This is a genomic window from Acaryochloris thomasi RCC1774 (genome assembly GCF_003231495.1).
GTDB lineage: Bacteria > Cyanobacteriota > Cyanobacteriia > Thermosynechococcales > Thermosynechococcaceae > RCC1774.
In genome coordinates this window covers 1-24555 of sequence record NZ_PQWO01000039.1, presented here as the reverse complement: position 1 = coordinate 24555, position 24555 = coordinate 1, and the positions used below count along the sequence as shown (strand labels likewise).

Sequence of the window (24555 nt, the reverse complement as noted above, 5' to 3'; positions counted from 1 at the left end):
TCGCAATGAGCGCACTAAAGAAAGTGATCAGTGAGTAGAGCATTCTCATCAGAAGCAACAGACTGTGACTCGTAATTCAGCATTTTTAGTATTTGGCCTGGAGTAGTAGACCTACTCTGGAACAACACACTATGACTTCATCTGTAACGGAAACCGATGAAAGACAATACCTGTAAGGCTTTCATCGGTTTATAAGCTCAATACTGAAAAAGTTATTTCTCTCAAACCTATACATAGAAAGAGATACATCGATTTAGGTGCTCTGAAAAAGGCGAAAAATAACGCCTGAAACCTATGCTGTCAAAGCGCTGCAGCCTTAGCGTTGTTTTCTGTTCCGATGTACCCTAAACACCAAATAGGACTTGTTTTCCGACTCATTATACTAAGCATAGTTTCAAAGTTAGGAGAATCATCAACTAAACCTTCTTCACCTTGTATAAATAAATCGCAGATAAAATCCTCCATTCTCCAACCTGCATTAGACTCTCTATTTGATTGATCCAATTTAAATTTTTCTTTTACATCTTTATAAGATGGTGAATAATCATTGTTTTTATCTATAAGCATGTTATCCATTATTGGTTTAGGAATAACTCTACAGCCAACTAGGTTTTTGTTTTCATAAGGTAATTCTTCAATTGGAGATTTAATTGTCCAAGGTATGATTGAAGGATTATATAATAGATAGTGAAGCGTTATTTTGTTTTCGATAGAGAATTCACTCATCGCAATATGCTGATCATTATTTGATTTTATTGCTTTATATTTTGAATTTTCAGAAAAATTGATAGTTTTTGGTTCTACTAGATCTCTATGCTCTTCTTCCGTTACTAATAATCTTCCTAGCCCAGAGCGGTGGTAAGGATCAGAAGGCTTATACTTAAGAGTACTAGCGTACAGTTTTTTGGATTGTAGAAAGGTTAATTTGCTACGAGTTATCTTGCCATTCTTTCGGAACATTACCATCAAGCCAATATCTGCTACCTCCCATGTCCGGTAATGTCTACCTCCTCCAATAAAGTGAGCATCAATTTTTAATGTCCAATGTGAACCAAACTTAATTGCTCCCTGCATAGATGCAAAGTGAGATATAAATATTAGATCTAGAGACTCTTCATGAGCATTTGGGAAGGTGCAAAATTGATACGATATTTTCCTGTTGCAGTCAGAAAAAAGCTGAAACAAAAAGTTCTTTATATCATCTGGCAAAGCTAAATCAGGACGAGGATAAATTAAAGACAGATCATTTACTTTTTTTGTAGATGTATTAGGAGAAATAGAAGACTCTTGCTTATCACTCATCACTGTTGGACATCAAATAATTAATCACAGTTTCTGATTATAAAACACACAGTAGGACCCTTCCTCAAAGATGCAGTTCCCCCTCTTATATTAACTTTTACGGAAAAGTTAATATAAGAGGGGGAACTGGAAAGACTGATTCAGTATAGTCTTGAGGCCGATTTTGGGTTTACTGACTTAGAGCGTCTGTTTTACGCATCGCTCAGTTTCAAAGAGATAGCCCGAAAACTTAGTGTACTCAGATGATCTGATATTAGTGAGATACAAGCTTTCTCATCTCAAGACCATGTCTATATTTATAATTAAAGGTAGCCCCATCTACTGTATTGGTTCCCAAGTACCACAGTTGCAGATATATGCTCCGAGTCGAGTGCCATGGGGATAAGTCTGCTCTCTGTAGTAGCAGGGGGTCTCGGCGGTTATGGCTGGAAGACCTACTATATAACTCAATGTTAGAGGTAGTAATACGATTCCGGTCACTGTTTTCATTAGGCGAACTCCATACTACTCAATTTCGTAAACTATCTTGACCAATTTATTGAATAGCTAAGTACTTATCTTTAGCATAATAATTAGCAGAAATTTGGGTTACTTCATTCATAATTACTTTTTCTAGATTAGCCCCTCTTAGATCGGCGTCTCTTAGATCAACCCCTCTAAGATCTGCTTCACTTAAATCAGCAGCTCTTAGATCAGCTCCTCTCATATCGGCATCTCTTAGAGCTGCCCCTTTTAATGATGCTCCTCTCAATGATGCTCTTTTCAGGTCACTCTCTTGAAGCTGTGCTTTTTGTAAGTTAGAGCTATCGAGAATTGCTCCTTTGAAGTTGGTATTTCTCAAGTTAGCTAATTTCATCTGTGCACTAAATAGATTTGCTTGAGATAAATTACTTCCTCTTAAGTTTGCTTTTTCCAATTTTGCTTGTTCTAAGTTTGCTAGCCTAAAATTACTACCAATTATAACTGCTGAATTAAGATTTGCTTTGTATAAGTTTGCTTTCAGTAGCACGCTTCCAGTGAGGATTACATTCTCAAGCTTGGCGTGACTTAGATCTGCTTCAATCATGGAAACCTCAATTAAGTCAGTTATGTAGTTTTCACTAGAGAGAACTGCTTCTCGTAAATTGGAATAATCCAAGTTGGAAGATCTTAGAAATGAATCTCTCAAATCGGCTTTTTCCATGTTGGCAAAATTCAATGTTGATTGGACTAAATAAGCTCTGCGCAAATTAGCTTCTTTCAAGTTGTACTCATTTAAGTTATGACCTATTTCTCGTATATTTATAAGACTCCAATATAAATGTGCTTTTGGGTCTAACTTCGTATCAATATTAATCTTCGTATCTTTAATATTTGCTTTTATAAGATTGGCCCCTCTTAAATCAGCTCCCTCTAGGTTTGCTCCACTTAGATCTACATTTTCAAGATTAGTATTTCTTAAATTAGAATTTTTTAGATTGGCATTTTTAAGGTCTAATCCAGCTAAATGAGCATCTCTAAGATCGTAACCTTCATATTCCTTATTTGTGTTGAGTTGACTAAAAATGTCGACTACTGAAGACCATTTAGAATCAATGTTTGTCTCTTTATTGAGTATGACTCCATTTAGATTTGCTAATTCTAGAGAAGCTCCTTCGAGATTAGCCCCTTCAATATTTGCCCCTTTTAAATTAGCTCCTTTAATATTTGCTTTTGTAAGATTAGATTTTTTCAGATTGATACAACTTAGATCCATATTCTCTAAGTTAGCTTTTGCAAGATTAGCTGATTCAAGAGATATTTCTGATAATACACTGATTCTTTTTTCAAGAATACAATCTTTATCCTTATTAATCCTCGTTTTATTTATATTGTGAAGAAATTTTAGTATCTGACCTTTTTGGTCGCCACTAAGCTCATTCAAAACAGCCAATGTAAGAGATTCAGCGATTTTATCTGTATTCTGTGAGTTTCTGCCTTTATTTATTCTTTCAGTACTCACCAAATCTTTCATTTGTGAGAAATAGTTTTTAAGTGCTTCTTGTTGATTTTGCTTCTCAATAATGATACTATTTCGTATGCCAGACTGAAAGTCAAAAAAGAAGGCACCAACGGCTAAAATAATGGGTACAATTAGCAAATTTAGCCAGTCCCAAAGTTTTTTTGAAGAGAACCCGGACCACTTTGACCATGGATGCTTATAAAGTAGAAATCCAGTTAAAGCTAATGCTAAGCCTGCCAAAGCTCCAATTATGTAGAACCAAGGATTATGATTTTCATTAGGTTGTTTTCGGAGTATAGATATTGATGCACCAGCTATAGCACCTGATAAGACTAAAAAGATACTGGCCCAGATGCTTCCTCTTTCAATTATCTTCAATGTCTTTCTTTTACCGGACATATGAGGTTCCTTTAAGTAAACTTAATTGAAATAGTCTTTTGAGGACTTACCAATCAAATACTTTGCGCTCTATAAATTTGATGTGGACACATCCTTAATGCTGGCAGCGAAAAGTATGGCTCACTATTTCAACTGCAGGTCAAAAAGCAAAAAAATTTCTATTCCTATCTTTTCTCTGTGGGTTAGTTATTATGCTTCTGTAGTAATTTTAAACACTAAAGAATATGAATATTTGCTGTTATTACCAATACTGCATTTTTCTAGCAAAAATACCCTCAACAGAAAATAAATTTATTAGACTGTATATTTAATAGTACGAATTAAATATACAGTCTAGTAAATTGCTAATGTACTATGAGGTTCAGTGTTATGGATATTAGATTGACTGGATTAAACTTACTCCAGTTTTTTGCGTTTTCCCACCTGATATTACATATAACATGAAATATTGATTCGTAAATTATCTCTAGAAAAATATATTTAGATTGATTTGTGAATGAAAATTTTATAGATATCCTCTTAGCTATCAGAGAATCTATTCACAGTTATGCAAACTTTCCTTAATCTATTTTCGTTGATTAACTGTACTGTCCTCTGACTTAAGCTTCTAGGTATTCCATCAGCGAAGCCATCGACTTATGCCCAGAGAACTGCTTAATTTTCCAAGGACTCATCTTCTGCTTCCACAGTCCCGTAATATAGCTTCTCCTAAAAGAGTGTGTACTTACCCCCTCCAACCCCACTGTGTCACAAGCCGCCCTTAAAATCCGATGCGCCTGCACGGTCGATAAATACCCATTCTTCACTGCCTTCGCATGAGCCGGAAAAATGTACCCCTGCGACGGCATCTCCTCATACCATTCCAGCAACTGCAACAGCGTCGCCCCAACCTCCAACTGCCTTGTCTGAATTTTCCCCTTCGTAATCCCCTTGGGAAACGTAATCACCCCCAGCTTTAGATCAATATTCTCTCGTTTCAACTGCAGCGCCTCCCCAATGCGGCACCCACAGAAATAGCAGATTCCAAACAAAGCGCGATCGCGGTCCCTGACAAACCCCCCTTCAAACAGCTCCCTAGCCTCATCGCTAGAAAGCACCCTCGCCTTTCCACTTCCATTTTGTTTTCGAGCCGCCTTACTCTTAGGCTTTTTAATTTCAAAATCCATAACGTAATGAAAGGTAATTTCATTACATACTAGGGGCTAATGCTTGCGAATGCGTTGATCTTTTGAAGTGAAGGATTGGTTATTGAGAATGGGTGGAGGATGTTGAGAATGATTGGCTGAATTGAAGTATTGCACTTTTAATATTGGGCCTCTTCCGCTTCAAGCGGTTTTAGGTTGATGGGCGGCAGTGAATAGGCGATGCTAAAAAATCTTGTAATGTTGTTGCTAGACTTTAGGCAGTACGCGGAGATTTTGGGATGACTGGGCAAACACTTGAAGGAACCTGGGAAGAAGTCTTAACCCATGCCCCTGAGCTGCAAGGTCATCGAGTACGGGTGATTGTTCTGGATCTACCAGAGCAACAGCAGACTACTTCTGTTCAAAGTGAGGTAGAACAGCGGCGTAAAGCTTTTGAAGTCTTCATGGCTTCGACCATCCCTGATGCTCCTTTACTCTCTGACGAAGCGATCAGCCGAGAAAATCTATATTCATCACGCGGCTGATGTTTCTTGTCGATACCAACGTTCTGTTACGAAAGCAGCAACCAGATCATCCCCAGTATAAGCAAGCAGCCGCAGCGTTACGTTCTCTGCATCTTGCTAAGCAAGAGCTGGTGATCGTTCCCCAAATTATGGCTGAGTTCTGGAATGTATGTACCCGACCGCTTGAGAATAATGGGCTTGGGTTGAGTATTAGTCAGGCAGAAATCAAGCTTGAAGAAATAGAGGCTGCATTTATCCTTAAAGGTGATACACCCGCAATATACTCTCACTGGCGCTCTCTAGTGACAAGGTATAACGTCAAGGGGGCAAAGGTTCACGACACTAGGCTGGTTGCAGCGATGCTGGTTCATGGCATTACCCATATCCTGACCTTCAATGTGAAGGACTTCAAACGGTTCGAGGAGATTACGGCTGTTTCTCCCGATCAGGTGGATGATGAGTTTGAGCTTGCCCAAGATGATGGCAACATGTAGGGAGTTGTTCTGGAGAGAGACCTTATATGTCGGGTGACGAGCAGCAACTCCTTCAACAGATATCTGATGAACTACCAGATCTAAAGTCCTATTATTTTGAGCTTTCGTCAGAGAAGGGACCTGGTGTACTTGAGGTTAACGTTTATCCTGAGTCGGAGTTCTGTGATCTAGAAGCTCGTTTTCTCAAAGCGTCTCAAGTCTCTACCTTTATCGAGGATAGTGGCCTATCAAGTTTACAAGCGCAATTTGAGGCACATGATCCAGAACAGCAAATGGTCATGGCCTTGACCATTGACGAGCAGATGGGAGCCTTCACCCTTGAAGCACCTAGACCTGATGACAAAAAGTTACCTATCCGCAAACGGAGAGCGCAGGTGAGAGGCTTTGGCAATATCGAATGATTTTTAGCGAAAGAGCGTTTTAGTAACTTCGCTAAAACGCTCTTTCGCTAAAAATGATTTCTGTGAAAACTTCTACTATCCTTTTTTCTGAGACCACTCGTGAAAGATTTCCATAAGTAAGTCTTTCTGTGTCATCCCGTGTGTCGCTGCTGCAATTTTAAAATCACGCTTAAATTCTGCCGGAACTTTAAAGTTCATATCGATGATTTTTCCTGGCTCGGGCTTCCCAAGGTTAGAACGTGTATCTGTCGCAGTAGGTGGATCACCTTTGACGGTGGATATTGGTGGTTCTCCCTTCCCTTTACTTCTTTTCGGTGGTGGCGGTGGTTTTGTTGCCATTTAGGTGGCCTCGCGTGACATTAAGTTGATGGCATCTTGGGCAACTTCTTCTGCCCGTTTTTTGAGGGATAGGAATGTGACTTCAGAAACGGCCTTACCGTCATCACTTGCCCTCCGATAGGCTGTTTTCTCTGGGATAGAGCCTTGCAGTAGGGTATAGCCTGCTTTTTTTATGTAGGCTCGTGCTTCTTTTATTTCATTCTCTCGATCTCCTACTCTGCAGAGAGCCAAGGCGATCTTTTCTTGATCGATGCTATTTTCTACTAGCTCATGAGCTAGGCGGATTGTAGGCCGAAGATCATCCAATGAGAGACCTGTGGGCAATACAACTAGCTTTGAAGCTTGAGCAATGTCTACAGTGCCCGCCATCGAATGTGGTGGACCGTCAAATACTATGAGGTCATAGGTCGAAGCATGTTTGAGTGCCTGCTTCACGCTTCGGAACGGCTCGACAGCAATTTCTGGCTTAAGACCATTTTCCTCACGGCGGAGCTTCCACTCCGTGCTTGTACCTTGGGAGGTATCCAGATCCGCGATTTTGACATCCCACTTCGCTGCTGCATATTCCCGCGCGATCAAACGGGCCATCGTACTTTTACCAACTCCCCCTTTTTGTGAGATGAGGCCGATAAACTCAGTCATAATTGTTCGCTATTTCGCTAAAGACCGTTTTCGCGCTAGAACGAAAACACGCATATGCTTTATCTCTGAAAACCTGTTTCACGGAAATACAGTATCACTCTTTTCGTGTTTTCGCTATTTAGCGAAAACACGAAGTCGCTGTTTAGCGAGATTGTTAGCTGAGTTTCTTCAGTTGCTATTAGGAACGATTTAGCTAAAGATAGATTTCGCTAAATCGCTATGTCGGTGCTATCCATATACTTAAGGTCAATGACATTGGAATGCCTATCTAAGTGATCATTTGTTTTAAAGAGTTTTCTTAAGCCAGCTTGACGGCGTAGTATAGATCATCAAGCTTTCGGGCTTGTTGATTCTCTTTTTGGAGACCTGTATCGTCTAATCCCCCAGAAACCCAAAAAACCCGGCTCTGAACAGCCAGGTTCTCTAGGGCAAAAAACAAAAAGTTCTTTAGCGAGTATTCGCGGGATCTAACTGAACGCTTTGGACGGCAGGAAGTTAGGAACCCATAATGTCGTTTATCTATTTTAGTGTGTCTACGTCAGAGATGACAAGCATTCTTTAAGAGAGCTTAACGCCATCTATCGAACTCGCTCCATTCACTCGATAGGAGACGTGATAGAAATGACCGCCTTTGCCATGATCACCGATGAGCACGACCTCATCCTGATGCAGCTTCCGCCCGCTGCCCGCTCCCTGTACCAGTGGCTTTTACGCCGCCGCCCCGCCGGACAGAGCCAAGAATTTGACCTAGCCGAATTTCAAACCTTCAGCAGCCAAAGCCGTAAGCGCCCCTACTGCACCCGCCAGATCCGCAACGCCCTTGATGCCCTCATTGAACGCGGCCTCGTCGAGAACATTCGTAAATTCAGCGCCCAATACTGGAAGCTAATCGCCCACCACCCAGATCAGCCAAGCGAGAAAAAAACTTCCCAGATCAAGAAGAAAACTTCCCAAAACAGGAAAGAAATTTCCAAAAAACAAGCCTCAAACCCGCATTCCACCGTTGCCTTTTATATAGAGAGTAAAGAAACAACAAACATACCCCCCTCACTCCACCCTGTTTTATTGGACAACAAGGAAGGACTAGCTAACTGTCCCCAACACCCCAATCTGGATTTGAAAAATATTCAAGATTCTGAATTAAGAACAGCTTCCCCAACAAACTCTGATTCTCAGGACGTGCCGCTATCCTCCGAAGAAATAAAAATAAATAGGGAGCTGCAGGCCGAAGTCGAAGAGGTGATCGCCCCCATGCCGCTGAACCTCAACATCAAACGAGCGGTGATGTCCGTGTCTCTAGCTGTGGTTCAAGATGCTCTGGCCGTCGTCCGCCAACAGAAAAGAGCAGGTAAAGCTAAACGTCCTGCAGGACTGCTCGTTCGCGCCATTCAAGAACGCTGGATCCCCAACCCAGTCGATAAATCTGTAGATCTAATGCCCGATGGCTTTAGCGAATGGTTTGATCTCGCCCGTGAGAAAGGCATCGTCACCGCCTCACTGCCGATGGGTGGTCAGATGTGCGTCTGTACCGACCCCGAACAAGGAGACTGGCAACCGTGGACCGAACTCGCCTTTGCTTTTCCGCTGCGTATATTGCGGGATATGAAACCTATCCGCTGGCTGCAATCACTTTAGGGATCCCTTAATTGTCATTGCAATCCTGGAATCACCTCAAAGGCTTGGTTCCCTGGCAGGCGATAGATGTAGAAATCCTTATCCAGCGTAAAGATACGGTTCTGCTTGAGGGTTTCAGCAGCAACGACTAGAGAGGCATCGCCTAGATCCATCGGTACGTTTCTATATTGCTCCATCAGAGCATAGGCACGGTCCAGCTGCAGATCATTTAAGGGATAGAGCAACAGTACGTCCCGTTGCCGAAATTGCCAGAGTGTTTCTTGACCTCGCCAGCCATCGCGCGCTCCCAGTAAGTACATGGCTTCCGTAAAGCAAAATAATGTGGTGAGTAAAGGCTTTTCTAATGTTGAGAGCGCATCAACACAGCGATGATGATTTCTATCTCGTTTGTTAATGATTGCAATGAGAGGAGAAGTGTCACACAGCAGCATTATTGTTGCGTTTGGTCATAATCACGAGCGAGTAAAGCCGCATAGGTTTCGCTGGTGTGCTCGGATAAATCGTCCGGTTCAAAGCTGCATACACCGATCAGTCCTTCTAGGGCCTTTGCTAAGCTTTCCGGTTGTGGTTCTGTTTCCAGGGCAGCGGATGCGATGGGTCTCACCACCACTTCGACATCTTTGTCTTTCAGCTCCGGTACGTTGAGAAGTAAGACACCATCGGCGTTGATGTGTTCTTGAGTGGTAAATTCTTGCTGCATCATTTTCCGCCTCTGCTATCCCCTCCGTTGTGGGTCGCCTGAAGGTATCAGTTCTGGATGGAGTCATTACCGATAATCTAGTCCTATCACAGACCTATCATTATGCTCAATCCCTTTCGTTATGCAGAGAGAGTTTATCAGCGCTTCTTCTTCGCTTTCTTGAGCTTGCGGGACTGTGATTGAGAGGGTTGACCAAAACCTTTAGGTGGCTGTCGCCGTTGGGCGAGTAGCTGTTCGGCCCGTCGAACAGAAATTGAACCCTCTTTTAGCTGCGAGAGTACTCCGAGTGCTTCCGTGGTCGAGAAGCGCTGTAGGGGAACCTCTTGACGTGTTTTGAGACCCAGCTCCACCTGCGTTTCGTCCCAGTCTCCCACGATGGAGAGATCGACTCGTTGAGCAGTAAAGGCTTGCTCGATCTCAGGAGCCTTCTCAACCGCATGAAGATCACAGAGGCCAGCAATGAGAAATCCATTGAGAGCTGGTTCATTCTTCGGATCGTTTGCCAGCTGCTGGGTAATGATCTCGACGCACTGTTCTCGTTCCTGTGGATGACGGGCTTGGAGTTTTACTAAACAGGTGATCGCGGTAATCCGCCCAAACATGTCACGGCTGGGATCAGCTAAGTATTGCTGGACTTCAGGGAGAGCTGGGGGGCCAATGAGACTAATAGCAGTCGGTACTTCTTCATGTGCCCAGTCGTTATATTGGTCCTCCAGCAGCTCTAGTAACGGTGTCGTGGCAGCTGGAGTCTCTAACTGTCCTAATGCCCGCCAAGCGTGAACCAGTGCCCAGATTTCAATGCCCTCTATGTTGTCTGGCTGAAGACTGCTATCAGTGAGGATTTGGAGCAATTGAGGAATGTGCTCTTCCGTTAGAGCGAGTTCCTGAACATAATTGGGCCACGATTGACGTTGGGATAGGTCGCACTCGCCATAGGTGAGGAGTTTTGAAACGGGAGGCTGATAGTCTTTGATTGCCATAATCTAGTCCTACCATAGACATAGCTTTTGCGCTCAATACAAGGGCAGTTATCACTTTTTAGGCATTGGCAACTGAAAGATGGGGCAAGTGTACCAGCCATTCTTATCAGCATCTGCCGCATAGTTTTCTTTACAGTCGCGGATGACCCCTTTATTGAACTTGATGATGTGCCGATCTCTCGCCGAGAGCCAATTGGAGAGTAATATCCCCATGATTAAACTCACGAATACCGTACCCGCAAACACAACCATTAGATTCTCTAACCGGAAGATGGCTCCCACTGCCGCGCCGATTCCTCGCCATCCAGACTGAGATAAAGAGGCATCTAAAACCGCTGAAGCTCTCAGCTCCTGCGCTAACGTCCTAAAATCCTGCCGAGCCGCCCGAATTTCCTGAACTGGCTCCGTCAACGCTTCCCTAACACTAGAAACTAACTGCCGTCCAATCTCTTGGGGTACCTGCTCTATCTCTCGCCGTAGCTCCTGAAGATCGCCCCTCAACAATTCCTCAATCACCCGATTGATGACCGCAACCACCACCCAAGGAAAGATCTTATCTGTCGCTGGTACCTCAGTTTCCTGCAGCCGCAAAAAGACTAGCTGCTTAATGGGTTCTGGTAGATTAGCGTGATGATCCTGGAGAAAAGTCCAGATCGGCGAGTCGTTCGGCTCCGTCCAACTGTTCATAGAAGTCATCTAAATACGCCTGCACCTCAGCCTGACCTAGAATTCCAAATGACTCATGATTGAGTGCTTCCCCCCAGGTCAATAACCGCTTGTCTGGGTTGTGCCCCTCCATCTTGCGCTTTAGCTCTAGGTCAAACTGCTGCACCTTAATGATTGGCACCTTGTATTGCTTCAATAACTTTTGGAAATCATCCGAATCAAAGAACTCTGTGCCCATCGTATTGCGTCCGAGATTCGCCACAAAGATCAGTGGCATATGGGGAGAAAATGCTTCTACTGTGGGTCTAAATAGCTTCAACGAATCATTATCTAAATCACTGACGAAGATATAGCGCATCTTAATGCCGAATTTCTGCGCCATCTTCGTCACTGGCTTCGTACTGAGCCACGTCAATAACGCCTCATTGCTACCCGCCCGACAGTTCACCACCGTTGGTTTTGTGCGTGGTGCATCTAGAAGCGCATTCGCCAGACTAGAGCGTTCTACTACTTCAGTTAGCTTTGCAGCTTGATGGAATAGATAATCACCATAGAACTGAGCTGTAGAAGAATTACCCTCATCGACATCGAGCAAAAAGAAATCCTGTTCGCGGTCAATGTGTCGCTGACAATCGAGACGAGACCCCCAGGACTTACCAGTACCGCCCTTCTGTCCAGACCAGAGATTGACGTAATATCCTTGCTCGTTTTTTGCTACAGCTTTCTTCTTTGGCATATCAACCTTGTCAGTGCTCCCTACTCACTAAGCCTCAACCCTGAACTGAAGACCTAATTTAGAAGCTCACGGTTTTTGCATCTTTCTCATTTACAGGAACTTCTTTTCTACGAAAGACCGGAGGCTTATCCGTCTTTTTGGCTTTAGGGACAATTCCCTTGACTGGCTCCTTTAGAGATGGATCTAGCTCATAGGCATACTTCCGCAAAGACGCTGAAGAGATGCTATCGACCCGACTAAAGGATTCAGCAATGCGTTTCCAGGAATGCCCCCGAGCACGACAGCCCCGGATAATTGGCATCAGTTCTTCAATCGCATCCTTAACCGTCTTAGCTCCTGGTTCTAACTTAGAGAGACCTTCCAGTTCTGCTTTGATATCCGCTAACTCAGCAGGCGAAATGAATTGAGTCGAACTACCCTTAGCCATCTCCATCATCCAAAGAAAGACTACAAGAGCATCCTACAGCTAAACCTAGTTGAAACCAATAGCCAACGAAGAGTGACTTAGACGTACCCGCTACGCGGCAAGCCAGAGATTCTAGTACAATGCAAAAATCCGAGATAAGAAAGAGTTACACATAACTTACTAAAAATAATAATCCAAAATCTAGAGACGAATAGCAGCACCCAATAACGCTAAAGAAAAAAGATGGTTGCTAGCATCAGCAAACCGATGAATGCGAAAGCCTTGGAGACCTATCACTCCAAGGATAATTACTACAGCCAAGGAGATGGACTAGAGAACTCTCAATGGCAAGGCAAATTCTCAGAGCATCAAGGACTAACAGGAAGAATCACTGCTGAGCAATGGCAGCAAGCTTGTAATGGAAAAGACAATCAAGGCCAAGCTCTTAGACGACAGCAGAAGAACAGCAGAGCCGGATGGGATATTACGCTTTCAGCTAATAAGTCTGCTTCGCTCAAAGCCTTGGTAGATCAAGACCCACGAGTTCTAGAAGCTCACCGACAAGCTGTCACTGCCACCGTCAACTATATTGAGGAGCACTGCATCTTTGCTCAGGTGAAGCAGCAGGGACAGGTGATCAGTGAGCAAACGAAGCAAGGTCAGTTTGCCCTATTTAAGCATGATGATAATCGCAACCAAGAGCCGCAGCTGCATACCCATGTCGTGATTCTTAATCAGACCCTGTGTGTCGATGGTAAATCGAGAACTTTGGATAGTCGAGAGCTGTTCAATCAGAAGAAGACTATCGGTGCTTACTATGACCATTCCTTTGCTCACCAATTACATAAGCAAGGCTTTGAGATTGACTGGACGGGTGAGCATACCTTTGAGATTCGAGGCTACGAACCAGAGCAACTAGAATCGTTCAGCAGCAGACGGCAGGATATCCGAGCATACTTAGAGCAACAGAATATTCAGCTAGAGCAAGCGACGGAGCATCAAAAGCAGATTGCTTGTTTAGAGAGTCGAACGGCCAAGGTTCATAAACTAACACCCGCAGATCATGAACTGCAGCGAGAGAGCTGGAAAAGAATATCTGCTGAACTCAATATTATTCATCCGCAACCGCAACAAGACTTAGAACGAGCTTATACAAGAGACTCACATCCCGGCAGCATACAGACGGTGATTGAAGCTGCCATTGAGAGCGCTACAGCGCATCAAGTTGCCGTCTCCCGACCGCGACTCTTGCAGGACTGCCTACGTCATGCTCAAGCATTCTATTCTCCAGTAGAGATAGAGCAAGCTTTGGAGCAGTCTGAGGAATTGATTTCTACGGACGATGGACGCCTAACGACTAACAGAGCGATTCAGCGAGAGCAATTGATCCTTGAGGTTGCGAATAATGGACAGGAATCTAGAGAAGCCTTAGTGACACCAGAGCAGGTCAATGCCATCGCTCAAGAGAAAGGTCTAAACGAAGGTCAAGCGGCTGGACTGCTGCACATGGCAACGAGCACCGACCAGATCACTTTGCTGCAGGGGAATGCGGGAGTTGGAAAGACCTATACCCTATCAGCCTTTAGAGATGTACTAGATGAAAATGCTCAACAAAGATTGAGAGGACTTGCACCCAGTGCAGCAACGTCTGAAGTCTTAGGACAAGAAGCAGGAATGCAATCAAGTACGGTGGATCGCTATCTGTTGATACCTAATAAGCAGCTACAGCGAGACGAGATCCTAGTGATTGATGAAGCCGGAATGCTCTCGACTCAGCAGATGGCGAAGCTGATTGAGAAAGCCAATGACCTCAGTAGTCGCTTGATCTTAGTGGGCGATACCAAGCAGCTCAGTGCGGTGCAGGCGGGTGCCCCATTCCGACTCTTGCAGGAACGTTCCCAGCTCAAAACAGTAACCATTGATGAGAACTTAAGGCAGGTGACACCGCAGCTTAAAGAAGCAGTTGATCTAGCAGCAGAGCAGCAGTCTCAAGCAGCGCTAGAGATCTTGGATGGTCATGGCTGCGTCAAAGAGATTCCAGTATTGAAGGCCCGTAATCATAGTGTTGCTAAGCGGTACCTATCCCGACCCCATGAGCGACAGGTACAGACCTTGATCATCTGTGATACCAATCAGGACCGCCAAGACATTACTCATCAAATCAGAGCCGCCTATATCGACCGTCAGACGCTGGGAACTGAGGCTCAAGTGATTGAGATGCTGCATCCGAAGAATCTAGATAAAAATGCGATCGCTCAGGCTTATAGCTATGAGGTCGGAGATGTGGTGCGGTTTCGGCGTTCTACGAAGCAGTTTCCTGAACCTTACTATCGGGTGGTTGATGTTCAACCCAACCGACTGAAGCTGCAGGACCGCTTTGGTGAGGTCAAAGATTGCCCTATTGATAAGTACAAAGATAGAGAGGTGTTTTCTGCTCAAGAGATTGAGCTACGAGTAGGGGACCGTCTGCGGTTTACTCGGAACCATCGAGAGTGGGGGCAGATCAATGGCCAGCTGTTCACGATTGATTCATTCAACCCTGATGGCACGATCTCCATCAATACCAAGGGGAAGATAGAGAGGCTGACCCCTGACCAATTAGTGCATGTTGATTATGCCTATTGCCGGACGGTGTATGCCGCGCAGGGTTGGACGGCGCAGGAGGCGATTTGGGCACCGGGGAAGAGTCCTGGTAAAGAGCAGACCTATGTAGCGCTCTCTAGAGCTAAGTCTGAGTTAGAGATTGTGACGACTGACCGTACAGGGTTGGGATTGAGTGCCCAGTTTTCCAGAGGTCAGGAGAATGCTCAGGATTTGATTGAGGTTCCGGTGAGGAGAAGAGATACCGAGCTACTGAAGCTGCAGCAGGAGGTGAAGGCATGGTTAGCGCAAGACCGTCCTGAACAGCCAGATCTGGCTGTGGGTGAGAGATTAAAGCAGAGGGTGAGTCAGCTATCGGTTCAGCGATCTGATTTAGTGTTTGACTGTCGGGAGCAGCAGCAGGAACTTGAGGAGATGGGGCCACAGCGGTCTTTATTTAATTGGAGTGGAGAAAGGCCGGAGGTGATAGAGGCAAAGCGGCAGCTATTGCACGAATCTCAGCAGCAGTTGAGCCAAGTGGAGCGGACTCTAAGGAAGGCACAGAGACAGTTACAAGGATGGCAAGGGCAAATGGATGCTTACCAGAAGTGGGATGAGGATCCACAGACGGAGCTGATGCGAGAGAAGGCTAGGCAGCTACAAGAGTCTCAGGTGCAATCAAGACTGCAAGATTTAACGATGGCCTATGAGCTACATACAAATGTTCTGACAATACTTAAGCAGGCGGGATCTCAAGAGGGCAGTGCATATGTTTATCGGGGTGAGCGATATCTATTGAGACTAGATGGGACAGAGCTGCGAGTTTGGCAAAATGAAATAGAGGAACCAATTCTAGAGATGCTTGACCTGCGTTCAGCAGGAGGCTACTTAGAAGTGCGGCAGATGAAAGTCACGAAAGATGGTTATCAAGACATCGCTACTGCTGCTCAATCATTCGAGTATCGGTATCAAGTAAAACAGTCCATCGACCATTATGGCCCCTCTTTCAGCCGATAGAAATGGTTTCAGGGGCAAGGCTTCTGCTGTGGCTAGCTTTATATCTGGAACTGACGGAACAGAAAAAGAGAAGCAGTATTGCCAAAACTAATAATTTTATTTGTTCAGAATATTTTAAGGGAAGTATTTAATTTGTTAAGTGTTGAAAATATGAATTCTGATTCTATTAACTTTTTCTGTTTTCATGGTGTAAGAGGGGTTTTGTTATGGTATGCCTATTTTAGGTGGGGATTCTAGTAAATAAAAATAGCTATCTTGGATTAGGATTTCAAAAATTAAATATTAAACCTGTTGCGTAGCAATCTTTTTGTGCGGATAAGTTTTGCTCTTCTAGCGAAGGTTGACAATATTTCTGCGCTTAAATTTGTAGTTACATGAATTCGTTTGCATGTTTTCTTTTTTGTAAAATTAAGCAATCAAATAAAATACGTCTAGATTGATTCTTAAAGATATCGATCATGAAAATAGAAATTGATGGTATCGAATTTTCAATCACGATTGATTTAGAGAATATAGAAATAAGAGGTGAAATATTCCTAGTGAGCTGGTTTTGAGAGAGCTGAGGTCAGAAAATAGATAAGTATGATGGTCTCCTAATTAGAGATACAAACCGTGATTGTTGGAGGGGCAATAATATTGATCTTGATAGTTTAACTGATGGTGAGATCAAAGTACAGATTTGGATTAATCTGAAACACCGAGAAAGAATACTATCTGTACGTGTATATGGGAAGGCTGATTTTTACAGGAAGTTCATGAACTTGGAGGAGATGATGCTTGAGCGAGGTTTGGAGGTAGATCACAGCATCATTAATCGATGGGTTCTCCATTATGGCCCTGAACTTGATGAGTGGGCTCGTCCACAACTCAAGCCTACCAACGATTCATGGAAAGTGGATGAGACTTATATCAAGGCTAATTTTGTAAGCTAGAATACTGTTTGATTTTCATAAATCTATTGGAGCACTGCAATGGACAAACCGTATATTAAATCATTTCCTTTTGCTGGACGACAATTAGCATTTAGTCAGCCAGATGGTAATTCATTCGATGTAATTGGTTGGGGAAATCACCATTACACTATATTCGAAACGGTTGATGGTTTTAGAGTAATAAAGGATCAATATACTGGAACTTATCAATATGCAAGACTTAATGAAACTTCTGATAAACTTATTCCAAGTGGAATTATTCTTGACAAAGAAAGAGAAGCCACAAATCTAAGCTTTGCAAAAAACTTGAGACTCATACATGAAAAACAGAAACAAGATGATTTTATAAACTCAGTAGATAGTTTAGTAAAACCTCGTTGGCTACAAAGATACGAGCAAATTAATGCTGATCAGATATCCTCGAATTTGTCAGATTCAGCACCGCTGTTAGATTCAGACAAGCACCACGTAGTTGGCGATATTGTAGGATTATGTATTGTAGTTGCTTTTCCTGACGAATCTATTCCTAGCTTTATTACTACATCAGAAGTTGATGATTTTTTTAATTTGAGAGGTTATACGGGTTTTGGAAATAATGGCTCTGTTTGCGATTATTTCTTAGAAAACTCAGATGGTAAATTGAAATATAAGAATGTTATTGCTCCGTATTATACAGCTAAACAAAATAAGTCATACTATTCAGATAAAACTCAGCCATACGGTACTCGTTCAGAAGAATTAGTAATTGAAGCCTTAGAATATTTAGAATTGAATGATTTTAATTTTTCTAGTTTATCTGTAGACGATGAAAATTACGTTCATGCGATTAGTATCTTATATGCAGGCGATTTCGATCATGATACCCAATTAGGAGTAGATGGTCTATTCCCTCATACTGGTTATTTTTCAAAGGAATATATGTTGAGTCCAGAAAAAATAGCTAATGACTATATCGTAGTAAACATTAGTGATCAATTATTATTGGGGACGATTTGTCATGAAACAGGACATTTAATATGCAATTTTCCAGATCTATATGATGAATTTAAACCACCCTCATTTGGTGTTGGTGCTTTTTGCTTGATGAGTAATAGCTTAGATATTGATGACAAAAATCCAAGTCAAGTTTGCGCCTACCTCAAATACCGTGCTGGTTGGTCTAATAATATATTGAATGTTGAAGAAGATAGTAATTTAGTAATTCAATCTGGAACAAATAATTTCTATATACACAGAAAAAATGAACGTGAATATTTTATAATTGAAAATCGGCAGCAGAGTGGACGTGATAAAAATATTCCTTCTGCAGGAATAGCTATTTGGCATGTTGATATAGACGGCAGCAACAATCATGAACAAATGACAGCTAAGTATCATTTTGAATGCTCACTTGTTCAAGCAGATGGCAGATATGATTTAGAAAAAAAGCAGGGGAATTGGGAAGGTGATGCTACAGATCTTTTCTATGCCGGGAATAATGATCAATTTAATGACAATACTACACCTGACAGTCGATGGTGGGATGGTACGTTATCAAATTTAGAAATTTACGATATCACAAATTCTTCAGTAAAAATGGGATTTAAAGCGCGTATTTCGTGATTCTATTGATGATATTGAGGTCGAGTAATTAGGTGTTTCAAATGAAATTTCAGATGATATTGCCTGCTGATCAATTGCATCATCTACTACAACATGCCCATCTTATCTGACCTATTTCTCTGCAGTGAAAGCCAGGGGAATGCCGCCAGGATTGCGATGCTTAGACTCGTGTCGCTAGTGGCATGGCAGCATATCAACTTCTATGGCCGCTATGAGTTTAGTAGAAAACCTGAGCTCATTGATATGAAAGCAATTCTTCAGCAGTTGATGCAGCTCCCACTCTGATAAAACTCACTCATTTCAATCTGGAGTATACCTTTTCGGGAAGTTATGCAAAAAAATCTCTTAAGAAGAATGGATTAATTAATAAAGTTGTATTTATCAAGAAAATACTACTCTATTATGTAAATATCATTTTATCCATTATCGAAAACTATTGAGAAAGTTGTTATGCTATCAAAGAAAAAATTTATTCCCTTTCTTGCTCCTGCGGTTTTTTTATTTAGTGGGTGTGGAACCCCTCTAGAAATTAAAGCAGTACAAAAATATGCAGAATTTCAAACACAGTCTGCCGAGCTTTTTCCTAAAATTTCTGATGACGTATATAAAACTTGCATTCGACAACTAGACTATATTATTCTAAATCGTGAAACTATTGATACAGATAGAGGTGTAAGGGAAGCTGTTTGCAATAATCCCGAGACCGGTTCGATTGCCTTGAAAAAAGCGTATACCCAAACACACAATATCATTCGTGAATATTTAGGTTCCTTGGGTGCTCTTGCAGCAAATGATCTGACTAATTATGATACCGAAATTAATGCCGTTGGAGAATCGATTCAGCGACTACCTGGCCTAGATTCGGGTCAACGCCAAGAGGCAGTTAGTGCTGGGACAGCACTAGCACGCATACTATTCACAGCATTTACCAACAACTATCGCCGCAGGGAGTTAAAAGAAGCAGTTATTACAGCAGATCCATCTTTGACGAAGCTTGTAGTAGCACTAGATACCTCCATTAAGAATCACTATGTTAATGGTCTTCTAGAGACTGAGCGAAATAGCCTTGACTCCTATTATAAACTGTTAATCAACCCTATTTTTAACCAAAGAGAAGGTCAAGGGATTGCCGTTCGGCAGTACGTAACTGAGGTATTAAAGTCAAATTGGTCAGAGAATCAAGAAACTATTCGTCTAAAACAAGATCTTGCTGCTAGTTATTTGACATTACTGAAAGGAATTGCATGTGATCACGCAAGCTTAAAGAACCTGTTTCTAAAAACCAAAACTGAGAACGCTGAGAATTTGACATGCGAAAATACTCCTGGCCTTGAAAGCTTATTTGCCAAATCGAGCACTATATACCCAGAAGATCTAGTTTTAGTTATTGAAAGCTATTCGAGAGAAGTCGCAATTCTCAATGATAGAGCGGACAAAGTCTTTACAGATTAAATTCAGTTTTTTATCTTCATTATTTAACGGAGTGTGCTATGTCTCAAGATTTAAGTTCAGAAAACTTACAAAAAACAGCCGCTGATTTTCGCGAAATGGGAAATCAGTTAACATCTCGTGTACTGATATTGCAGAATGAACTCGGAGACTCGATAAATAATGGTGATCCGCAAGATTCCATTGAAAGAAAACGTGATGATATAGATTTAACGAGCGCTAGAATTAATCAATGTTTTACAAAAGCAATAGAACTTGACACTAAAGCAGCCTTAGGTATCATAACATCTACTGATGTTATTGAAGCGGTAGCTACAATTGGTTGCGTCACTTCTAAAGTTAAGATTGCCATTGATAAATTAAATAAAATTCGATCGGCCTTAAGATTTGTTGCTGCCTTTATTGATATTGGAGCTGCTCTCGCGACTTTGGGGACATCAGGTGGAGTTTCTTTTGCCAATATAAGAGTTCTTATAGAAAGAATTGAAGCTTTATCTAAAATTGACCAAGATGGTTTGAGTAATGATGAAATAAATCAGCTATTACAAGCCTGTCTTTAAAATGAGGATGACATTTTGGTTCGTCGGCTACAGGCGAGTAAATGGTTGACCATTCGGGTAGCTTGTATTGCCACTGCCACAGGATATCGGTATTTGAGTGGGACCGGCTCACTGGTGCTCAGACAGTTGTCATTGTTGTTATTCTTCTGTGCTGGATTCAATGGTTGGGTGACACTGCTGTGAGATGGGGCCAAGTGGCTTCGCAATTATTTCGATAGGGAGCTGAGCGAGTTTACCCAGAAGGAGCTACTTCTTGACTGGTATCATCTTCATCGAAAATGTGCTGATTTTACGGGGATGATTTGTTCGACTCGTGCAGAAAAGAAGGCACTCAACAGTAAGCTCCATTCTTCGATATGGATAGGACGGGTAGGGTCTGCGCTTAAAGCGTTAGAAGCTTGCCGTCCGCACACCAAGAATGAGCAAAGGCTCCAAGAATTGATTGACTATCTCAAGGCTCGAAACTCCTATATCGTCAATTACAATGAGCGACGTTTAAACCGACAATATATGGGCAGTGCTCATACAGAGAAAGCCTGCGATCTGATTGTCGCTAAACGACAGAAGAATAAAGGAATGTATTGGTCGGAAGCCACAGCTGATGCACTCGCTGAAACGAAGACAGTCATGCTCAATCGGGCGTGGGATCTCTATAGGGTTGATAGGGAAATTCTTCCCCTTGCTACCACTCCTTAACCCATACCTTCTAGTCGCTAACTATGTCGATAAATGGACGTAGATAGGAGATTTCAGGTGACCCCAGAATTCGTTAGAACGAGAATTATATTAAGTCTTTAGAATGGCTCTGGTCATACTAACAGGTAATTCGTAAGATATGGATGGTTATGTTGCGACATATGTGTGAATTGATATGCCAACGAAATTTCATCCTAGTATAGATACCTTTAGAGTCATGACTGATTCTGAAGATGATCATGATCTACTGGATCAGTTAGCTCGACTATCTGACGTTGAAAAACTGACGCTTGAAGTAGGTAATCAAAGTATTTTTCTCGTAAAAATCAAGAATACTTCTACATCTCGTCAAGGTTGGGAATTCCTTCAACAATATCTAACAGATCAAGAGGCTGTTGAGCCGATCATGATAGATGAAGCCGGACATAATCTGATTCCAACAGGTGCCATTTCAGTACGGTTCACAAATGTGTCTACTGAAACTGAGATTGAAAAATTTTCTTGTCAATTTAATTTAATTCTTGAAAAGGTGAACCAATATATTCCACAACAACTTATTTTTAGACCTCTCAAGCTCTCAGAAATTTTTCTCCCAGATTTAATTCAGTCTATATCAAAGATAAAGGGCGTTGAAGCAGCGTGGGCAAATGCCTATGCTCGTTATCAGAGAATTTGAGAGAAAATTTACTCTTGAGTTTTTTTCTGTCCTGTGAACAAAAATAATTTGAAAAGGTCTTATAAAATGCATATTTTCAATAAAAATAAACAGCGGGTTGAGTTAGAGATTGTCTCTACTAGTGTTGAAGATCAACGACTAGGTTTGCCGCCATCTATTATCGCAACTGGACGAACATCTATTGGTCAAACTGATGTTTCAGAGCTAATCACACGTGCCTGTCGATCTTTTTTTCTTATAGGGCTTCAACAAGGTGTTGTGCGCTCAAGTTCCCCAGCTTCAGTCGAGGCTCCTCTTGTTGTTCGTGAGGTTGAGTCAGGTTTAATTCGCACGGCTTATCACGAGATTGTCGTTCGATTTAATGCCAGAACATCTGGGCAAACTCGTACTAACTTGTTGGCACGATATGGCTTTCAAGTCAGAAAAGTTAACCCATTCGTGCCTGAACAGGTGATTGTATATGACCCCAACAATCAGTATCGAAATGAAGGCCTAGTGGATGTTGCCAATGATTGGTCTGAGACTGATGATGTTGTTTTTGCCACCCCAAACTTTGTGTCGCAATTTGTTCGGGACGCTCCCCCCAGTATTCGTACGGAGGAATGGCATCTTCGTAATTTAGGTAAGGATAGCCAAACTGCCGGTGAAGACGTTGATGCCCTGAGTGCCTGGGAGATTACAACAGGAAATTCTTCTATTGTGGTTGCTGTGCTTGATGATGGTGTAGAGATCGAGCACTCTAATCTAGTCTCTCGTATTACTCCTAATGGTCGTGATTTTTTTATTCCTGAGGATCATCCTGATCATTCCAATCCTAGTCCTAAGATTTTCCAGTTTCCGTTCGATGTATTAGCGGGTAATGATATTCATGGCACGCCCTGTGCTGGAGTCATTGCTTCTGATGGTGAAAGTGGAGGTGCTGTCGGAATTGCCCCCGGCTGTCGTATTCTTCCGATTAAAATATTTCATGCTGATGATCTTGCACCTGATGAACATGTTGCCAATGCAATTCGTTATGCAGCTGCAAATGCAGATATTTTGTCTTGTTCTTGGAGTGGTCCTCAAAGTCCAGATATTGAGTTGGCTATAGAAGATGCTAAGCAGTTAGGGCGAAATGAAAAAGGAGCCGCTATTTTTTGTGCTGTGGGGAATGGCTTTGCTAGTCCAGTCAGTTTTCCTGCAGCTCACAGCGAGGCCATCGCGGTGGGGGCATCAACTGATAATGCAACTCTTGCAAATTACTCAAATATTGGGGAAGAAATTGATTTTGTGGCTCCTTCAAGTGGTGGAATTAAAGGAATTTTTACCACCGATATTTCTTTGAATAATCGTGGTTTCAATCTTGGCTCAAGTACTGCAGGTGGTTCCGATGGCTTATATACTAATGATTTTGGTGGTACTTCATCGGCAACCCCTCTCGCAGCTGGCATTGCAGCACTAATGTTATCTGTAAATCCCGAATTAAGTGCTGATGAGATACGAGAGATTTTACAGAAAACCGCTAAAAAGATTGGCCCTTCATCTAGTTACGATGGCAACGGATTTAGTCCTCGCTTTGGTTTTGGAAGAGTGAATGCGGGTGAAGCCGTCAAGGAAGCTCAAAGACGGGCTGATTTTGAGTAAGTAGCTAGGCGGAATTGGAGAGTGATCAAAACCGGGGGAAGCTGGATCCCTTGCACTTGAGATCCTTCAGTCACATCCCTCTTCGGCATCATTGAGGTATCGATAGACACTGGCCTTAGCAAGACCGTAATCCTTCATGAGCACCCGGATCAGCTCCCCCTGCTCTCGCCTTTGCCGTAGCTCGGAACACTGCTGTTGATTCAACTTATTCTTACGCCCAAAACTGACCCCACGAACTTTCGCATTTTTGATTCCATCCATCTGGCGTTCTGCTCTGATTTCAGTTTCAAATTGTGCGATCGCTCCCAGCACATTAAAGAGCAACCGACCAGTTGCATCAGCAGTATCAATACTCTGGTCAAGCACTTGTAGATGGACCTGCTTGCTATTCAATTGCTCTGCCAACTGGCACAAGTGGAGCGTAGAGCGGGCCAGCCGATCTAACCGAGTCACTACCAGCGTGTCTCCATCCCTGACATACTCCAGACAAGCCTTAAGCCGAGGCCGTTGGTTTGAAACACCACTGCGCTTCTCCTGAAAAATCTTGTCACAGCCCCTGAGCTTATCGAGCTGCGAGCAAGATGGTCAAGGCGATCCGAGAATTCAGGGTGTACATCCACAACAACCAGGGGTTTATCCAAAACTATGGAGAGCGATATCGTTGTGGTGAAAGGATTTCAACCGGGTTTGTGGAGTCTGCTGTCAATCAGATCATTGCTAAGCGGATGGAGAAAAAGCAACAGATGCGCTGGACACCCAAGGGTGCTCATTTGTTGCTTCAAGTGAGAACAAAGGTTCTCAATGCTGAGTGGAAGGAGACGATTGAAGAATGGTACCCACGAGCAGGACCAGTGGAGGAAATGCCTATGGCTGCTTGATTCCCCTGGTTTTGATCACTCTCTACTAACTTGGCGTTGTACACTACTCATCAAAATCAAATGTGATCGATAGTGCTGATGAAATAGGTGTTTAGGGTACATCGGAACAGAAAACAACGCTAAGGCTGTAACTTTTTGAGGGTATAGGTTTCAGGCGCTAATTTTCGCATTTTTCGAGGCAGCGAAATTGACACATTCCTTTCTAGGTATAGG

22 protein-coding genes and 3 pseudogenes are annotated in these 24555 nt (G+C 42.7%); 13 read left to right on the top strand and 12 right to left on the bottom strand.

The features are described 5' to 3' along the window. Positions 1-300: 300 nt before the first annotated feature. The 3 genes from C1752_RS26595 to C1752_RS26585 all read right to left on the bottom strand — a co-directional run bounded on the left by C1752_RS26595 (position 301) and on the right by C1752_RS26585 (position 4848). Entirely contained in the window at positions 301-1302 is a 1002-nt protein-coding gene (locus tag C1752_RS26595) for a hypothetical protein (RefSeq protein ID WP_110989069.1), read from the bottom strand. 535 nt (positions 1303-1837) lie between these two features. Continuing rightward, positions 1838-3682, bottom strand: a complete 1845-nt coding sequence (locus C1752_RS26590) for a pentapeptide repeat-containing protein (RefSeq protein ID WP_110989068.1) — start codon at positions 3680-3682, stop codon at positions 1838-1840. Positions 3683-4281: 599 nt separating this feature from the next. Next, entirely contained in the window at positions 4282-4848 is a 567-nt protein-coding gene (locus tag C1752_RS26585; protein WP_110989067.1) for a tyrosine-type recombinase/integrase, read from the bottom strand. 257 nt (positions 4849-5105) lie between these two features. On the opposite strand from C1752_RS26585, the gene C1752_RS26580 reads away from it, so the two are divergent. From C1752_RS26580 to C1752_RS26570, 3 genes are read left to right on the top strand one after another with little or no spacing between them, the layout of a single operon-like run. Continuing rightward, entirely contained in the window at positions 5106-5351 is a 246-nt protein-coding gene (locus tag C1752_RS26580) for a hypothetical protein (protein ID WP_110989066.1), read from the top strand. Continuing rightward, positions 5351-5824 (top strand): type II toxin-antitoxin system VapC family toxin, encoded by a 474-nt coding sequence (locus C1752_RS26575; protein ID WP_199464538.1) that lies wholly within the window; start codon positions 5351-5353, stop codon positions 5822-5824. The genes C1752_RS26580 and C1752_RS26575 overlap by 1 nt, the downstream gene beginning before the upstream one ends. A 26-nt stretch (positions 5825-5850) precedes the next feature. Then, the gene (locus C1752_RS26570; protein WP_110989064.1) at positions 5851-6225 is read left to right on the top strand and encodes a hypothetical protein; all 375 of its coding nucleotides are present in this window, start codon (positions 5851-5853) and stop codon (positions 6223-6225) included. A 75-nt stretch (positions 6226-6300) separates the two neighbouring features. Here C1752_RS26570 and C1752_RS26565 read toward each other — a convergent pair whose 3' ends face one another. Together C1752_RS26565 and C1752_RS26560 are read right to left on the bottom strand one after the other, a co-directional pair. Then, the gene (locus tag C1752_RS26565) at positions 6301-6564 is read right to left on the bottom strand and encodes a hypothetical protein (RefSeq protein ID WP_110989063.1); all 264 of its coding nucleotides are present in this window, start codon (positions 6562-6564) and stop codon (positions 6301-6303) included. Next, positions 6565-7206 carry a nucleotide-binding protein gene (locus tag C1752_RS26560; RefSeq protein ID WP_110989062.1) on the bottom strand — a complete coding sequence of 214 codons (642 nt, stop codon included), beginning with the start codon at positions 7204-7206 and terminating at the stop codon, positions 6565-6567. Between the two features lie 621 nt (positions 7207-7827). On the opposite strand from C1752_RS26560, the gene C1752_RS26555 reads away from it, so the two are divergent. Next, positions 7828-8841 carry a hypothetical protein gene (locus C1752_RS26555; protein ID WP_110989061.1) on the top strand — a complete coding sequence of 338 codons (1014 nt, stop codon included), beginning with the start codon at positions 7828-7830 and terminating at the stop codon, positions 8839-8841. A gap of 14 nt (positions 8842-8855) precedes the next feature. Here the strand turns inward: C1752_RS26555 and C1752_RS26550 are convergent, their stop codons facing one another. From C1752_RS26550 to C1752_RS26525, 6 genes are all read right to left on the bottom strand, one after another. Beyond that, complete coding sequence (locus C1752_RS26550; RefSeq protein ID WP_110989060.1) at positions 8856-9272, bottom strand: type II toxin-antitoxin system VapC family toxin; 417 nt, start codon at positions 9270-9272, stop codon at positions 8856-8858. After that, positions 9272-9541, bottom strand: coding sequence for a hypothetical protein (locus tag C1752_RS26545; RefSeq protein WP_158535240.1), 270 nt, complete (start codon positions 9539-9541; stop codon positions 9272-9274). The genes C1752_RS26550 and C1752_RS26545 overlap by 1 nt, the downstream gene beginning before the upstream one ends. Before the next feature lie 137 nt (positions 9542-9678). Beyond that, positions 9679-10521 carry a DUF1186 domain-containing protein gene (locus C1752_RS26540; RefSeq protein ID WP_110989058.1) on the bottom strand — a complete coding sequence of 281 codons (843 nt, stop codon included), beginning with the start codon at positions 10519-10521 and terminating at the stop codon, positions 9679-9681. 51 nt (positions 10522-10572) lie between these two features. Continuing rightward, a complete protein-coding gene (locus C1752_RS26535) occupies positions 10573-11208 on the bottom strand; it encodes a hypothetical protein (protein WP_110989057.1) in 636 nt (211 codons plus the stop codon). Beyond that, a complete protein-coding gene (locus tag C1752_RS26530; protein ID WP_110989056.1) occupies positions 11144-11923 on the bottom strand; it encodes a P-loop NTPase family protein in 780 nt (259 codons plus the stop codon). Before C1752_RS26530 ends, C1752_RS26535 begins: the two co-directional genes overlap by 65 nt. Before the next feature lie 58 nt (positions 11924-11981). After that, complete coding sequence (locus C1752_RS26525) at positions 11982-12350, bottom strand: hypothetical protein (protein ID WP_146242458.1); 369 nt, start codon at positions 12348-12350, stop codon at positions 11982-11984. A 222-nt stretch (positions 12351-12572) separates the two neighbouring features. Here C1752_RS26525 and mobF point away from each other — a divergent pair, with 222 nt between their 5' ends. The 8 genes and pseudogenes from mobF (at position 12573) to C1752_RS26485 (ending at position 23464) form a co-directional block, all read left to right on the top strand. Next, on the top strand, positions 12573-15926 hold the full coding sequence (gene mobF, locus C1752_RS26520) for a MobF family relaxase (RefSeq protein WP_110989054.1): 3354 nt from the start codon (positions 12573-12575) through the stop codon (positions 15924-15926). Positions 15927-16681: 755 nt separating this feature from the next. Beyond that, positions 16682-16840, top strand: a pseudogene (locus C1752_RS29575) (IS6 family transposase); the annotation flags it as partial. 57 nt (positions 16841-16897) lie between these two features. Then, a complete protein-coding gene (locus tag C1752_RS26515; protein ID WP_110989053.1) occupies positions 16898-18460 on the top strand; it encodes a M6 family metalloprotease domain-containing protein in 1563 nt (520 codons plus the stop codon). A 63-nt stretch (positions 18461-18523) separates the two neighbouring features. Further along, entirely contained in the window at positions 18524-18745 is a 222-nt protein-coding gene (locus C1752_RS26510; RefSeq protein WP_315865278.1) for a Tn3 family transposase, read from the top strand. Positions 18746-18910: 165 nt separating this feature from the next. Continuing rightward, complete coding sequence (locus tag C1752_RS26505; RefSeq protein WP_110989052.1) at positions 18911-19912, top strand: hypothetical protein; 1002 nt, start codon at positions 18911-18913, stop codon at positions 19910-19912. Between the two features lie 38 nt (positions 19913-19950). After that, positions 19951-20469, top strand: coding sequence for a hypothetical protein (locus C1752_RS26500; RefSeq protein ID WP_110989051.1), 519 nt, complete (start codon positions 19951-19953; stop codon positions 20467-20469). A gap of 913 nt (positions 20470-21382) precedes the next feature. Beyond that, positions 21383-21841: a hypothetical protein gene (locus C1752_RS26490; protein WP_110989049.1), complete on the top strand. Its 459-nt coding sequence runs from the start codon at positions 21383-21385 to the stop codon at positions 21839-21841. Between the two features lie 33 nt (positions 21842-21874). Beyond that, the gene (locus C1752_RS26485; RefSeq protein WP_199464536.1) at positions 21875-23464 is read left to right on the top strand and encodes a S8 family serine peptidase; all 1590 of its coding nucleotides are present in this window, start codon (positions 21875-21877) and stop codon (positions 23462-23464) included. 66 nt (positions 23465-23530) lie between these two features. Here the strand turns inward: C1752_RS26485 and C1752_RS26480 are convergent. Continuing rightward, positions 23531-24037, bottom strand: a pseudogene (locus C1752_RS26480) (recombinase family protein); the annotation flags it as partial. Between the two features lie 5 nt (positions 24038-24042). Here C1752_RS26480 and C1752_RS26475 point away from each other — a divergent pair. After that, positions 24043-24342, top strand: a pseudogene (locus C1752_RS26475) (ISKra4 family transposase); the annotation flags it as partial. Positions 24343-24555: the final 213 nt, after the last annotated feature.

Excerpts from the sequence above, each read along its gene's own strand:
- C1752_RS26565 (WP_110989063.1), bottom strand. The coding sequence starts at position 6,564 with ATGGCAACAAAACCACCGCCACCACCGAAAAGAAGTAAAGGGAAGGGA.
- C1752_RS26570 (WP_110989064.1), top strand. The coding sequence starts at position 5,851 with ATGTCGGGTGACGAGCAGCAACTCCTTCAACAGATATCTGATGAACTA.
- C1752_RS26505 (WP_110989052.1), top strand. The coding sequence starts at position 18,911 with ATGCTATCAAAGAAAAAATTTATTCCCTTTCTTGCTCCTGCGGTTTTT.
- C1752_RS26595 (WP_110989069.1), bottom strand. The coding sequence starts at position 1,302 with ATGAGTGATAAGCAAGAGTCTTCTATTTCTCCTAATACATCTACAAAA.
- C1752_RS26525 (WP_146242458.1), bottom strand. The coding sequence starts at position 12,350 with ATGGCTAAGGGTAGTTCGACTCAATTCATTTCGCCTGCTGAGTTAGCG.
- C1752_RS26560 (WP_110989062.1), bottom strand. The coding sequence starts at position 7,206 with ATGACTGAGTTTATCGGCCTCATCTCACAAAAAGGGGGAGTTGGTAAA.
- C1752_RS26530 (WP_110989056.1), bottom strand. The coding sequence starts at position 11,923 with ATGCCAAAGAAGAAAGCTGTAGCAAAAAACGAGCAAGGATATTACGTC.
- C1752_RS26550 (WP_110989060.1), bottom strand. The coding sequence starts at position 9,272 with ATGCTGCTGTGTGACACTTCTCCTCTCATTGCAATCATTAACAAACGA.
- C1752_RS26535 (WP_110989057.1), bottom strand. The coding sequence starts at position 11,208 with ATGAACAGTTGGACGGAGCCGAACGACTCGCCGATCTGGACTTTTCTC.
- C1752_RS26540 (WP_110989058.1), bottom strand. The coding sequence starts at position 10,521 with ATGGCAATCAAAGACTATCAGCCTCCCGTTTCAAAACTCCTCACCTAT.
- C1752_RS26490 (WP_110989049.1), top strand. The coding sequence starts at position 21,383 with ATGACTGATTCTGAAGATGATCATGATCTACTGGATCAGTTAGCTCGA.
- C1752_RS26575 (WP_199464538.1), top strand. The coding sequence starts at position 5,351 with ATGTTTCTTGTCGATACCAACGTTCTGTTACGAAAGCAGCAACCAGAT.
- C1752_RS26500 (WP_110989051.1), top strand. The coding sequence starts at position 19,951 with ATGTCTCAAGATTTAAGTTCAGAAAACTTACAAAAAACAGCCGCTGAT.
- C1752_RS26585 (WP_110989067.1), bottom strand. The coding sequence starts at position 4,848 with ATGGATTTTGAAATTAAAAAGCCTAAGAGTAAGGCGGCTCGAAAACAA.
- C1752_RS26590 (WP_110989068.1), bottom strand. The coding sequence starts at position 3,682 with ATGTCCGGTAAAAGAAAGACATTGAAGATAATTGAAAGAGGAAGCATC.
- C1752_RS26580 (WP_110989066.1), top strand. The coding sequence starts at position 5,106 with ATGACTGGGCAAACACTTGAAGGAACCTGGGAAGAAGTCTTAACCCAT.
- C1752_RS26515 (WP_110989053.1), top strand. The coding sequence starts at position 16,898 with ATGGACAAACCGTATATTAAATCATTTCCTTTTGCTGGACGACAATTA.
- C1752_RS26555 (WP_110989061.1), top strand. The coding sequence starts at position 7,828 with ATGACCGCCTTTGCCATGATCACCGATGAGCACGACCTCATCCTGATG.
- C1752_RS26545 (WP_158535240.1), bottom strand. The coding sequence starts at position 9,541 with ATGCAGCAAGAATTTACCACTCAAGAACACATCAACGCCGATGGTGTC.
- mobF (WP_110989054.1), top strand. The coding sequence starts at position 12,573 with ATGGTTGCTAGCATCAGCAAACCGATGAATGCGAAAGCCTTGGAGACC.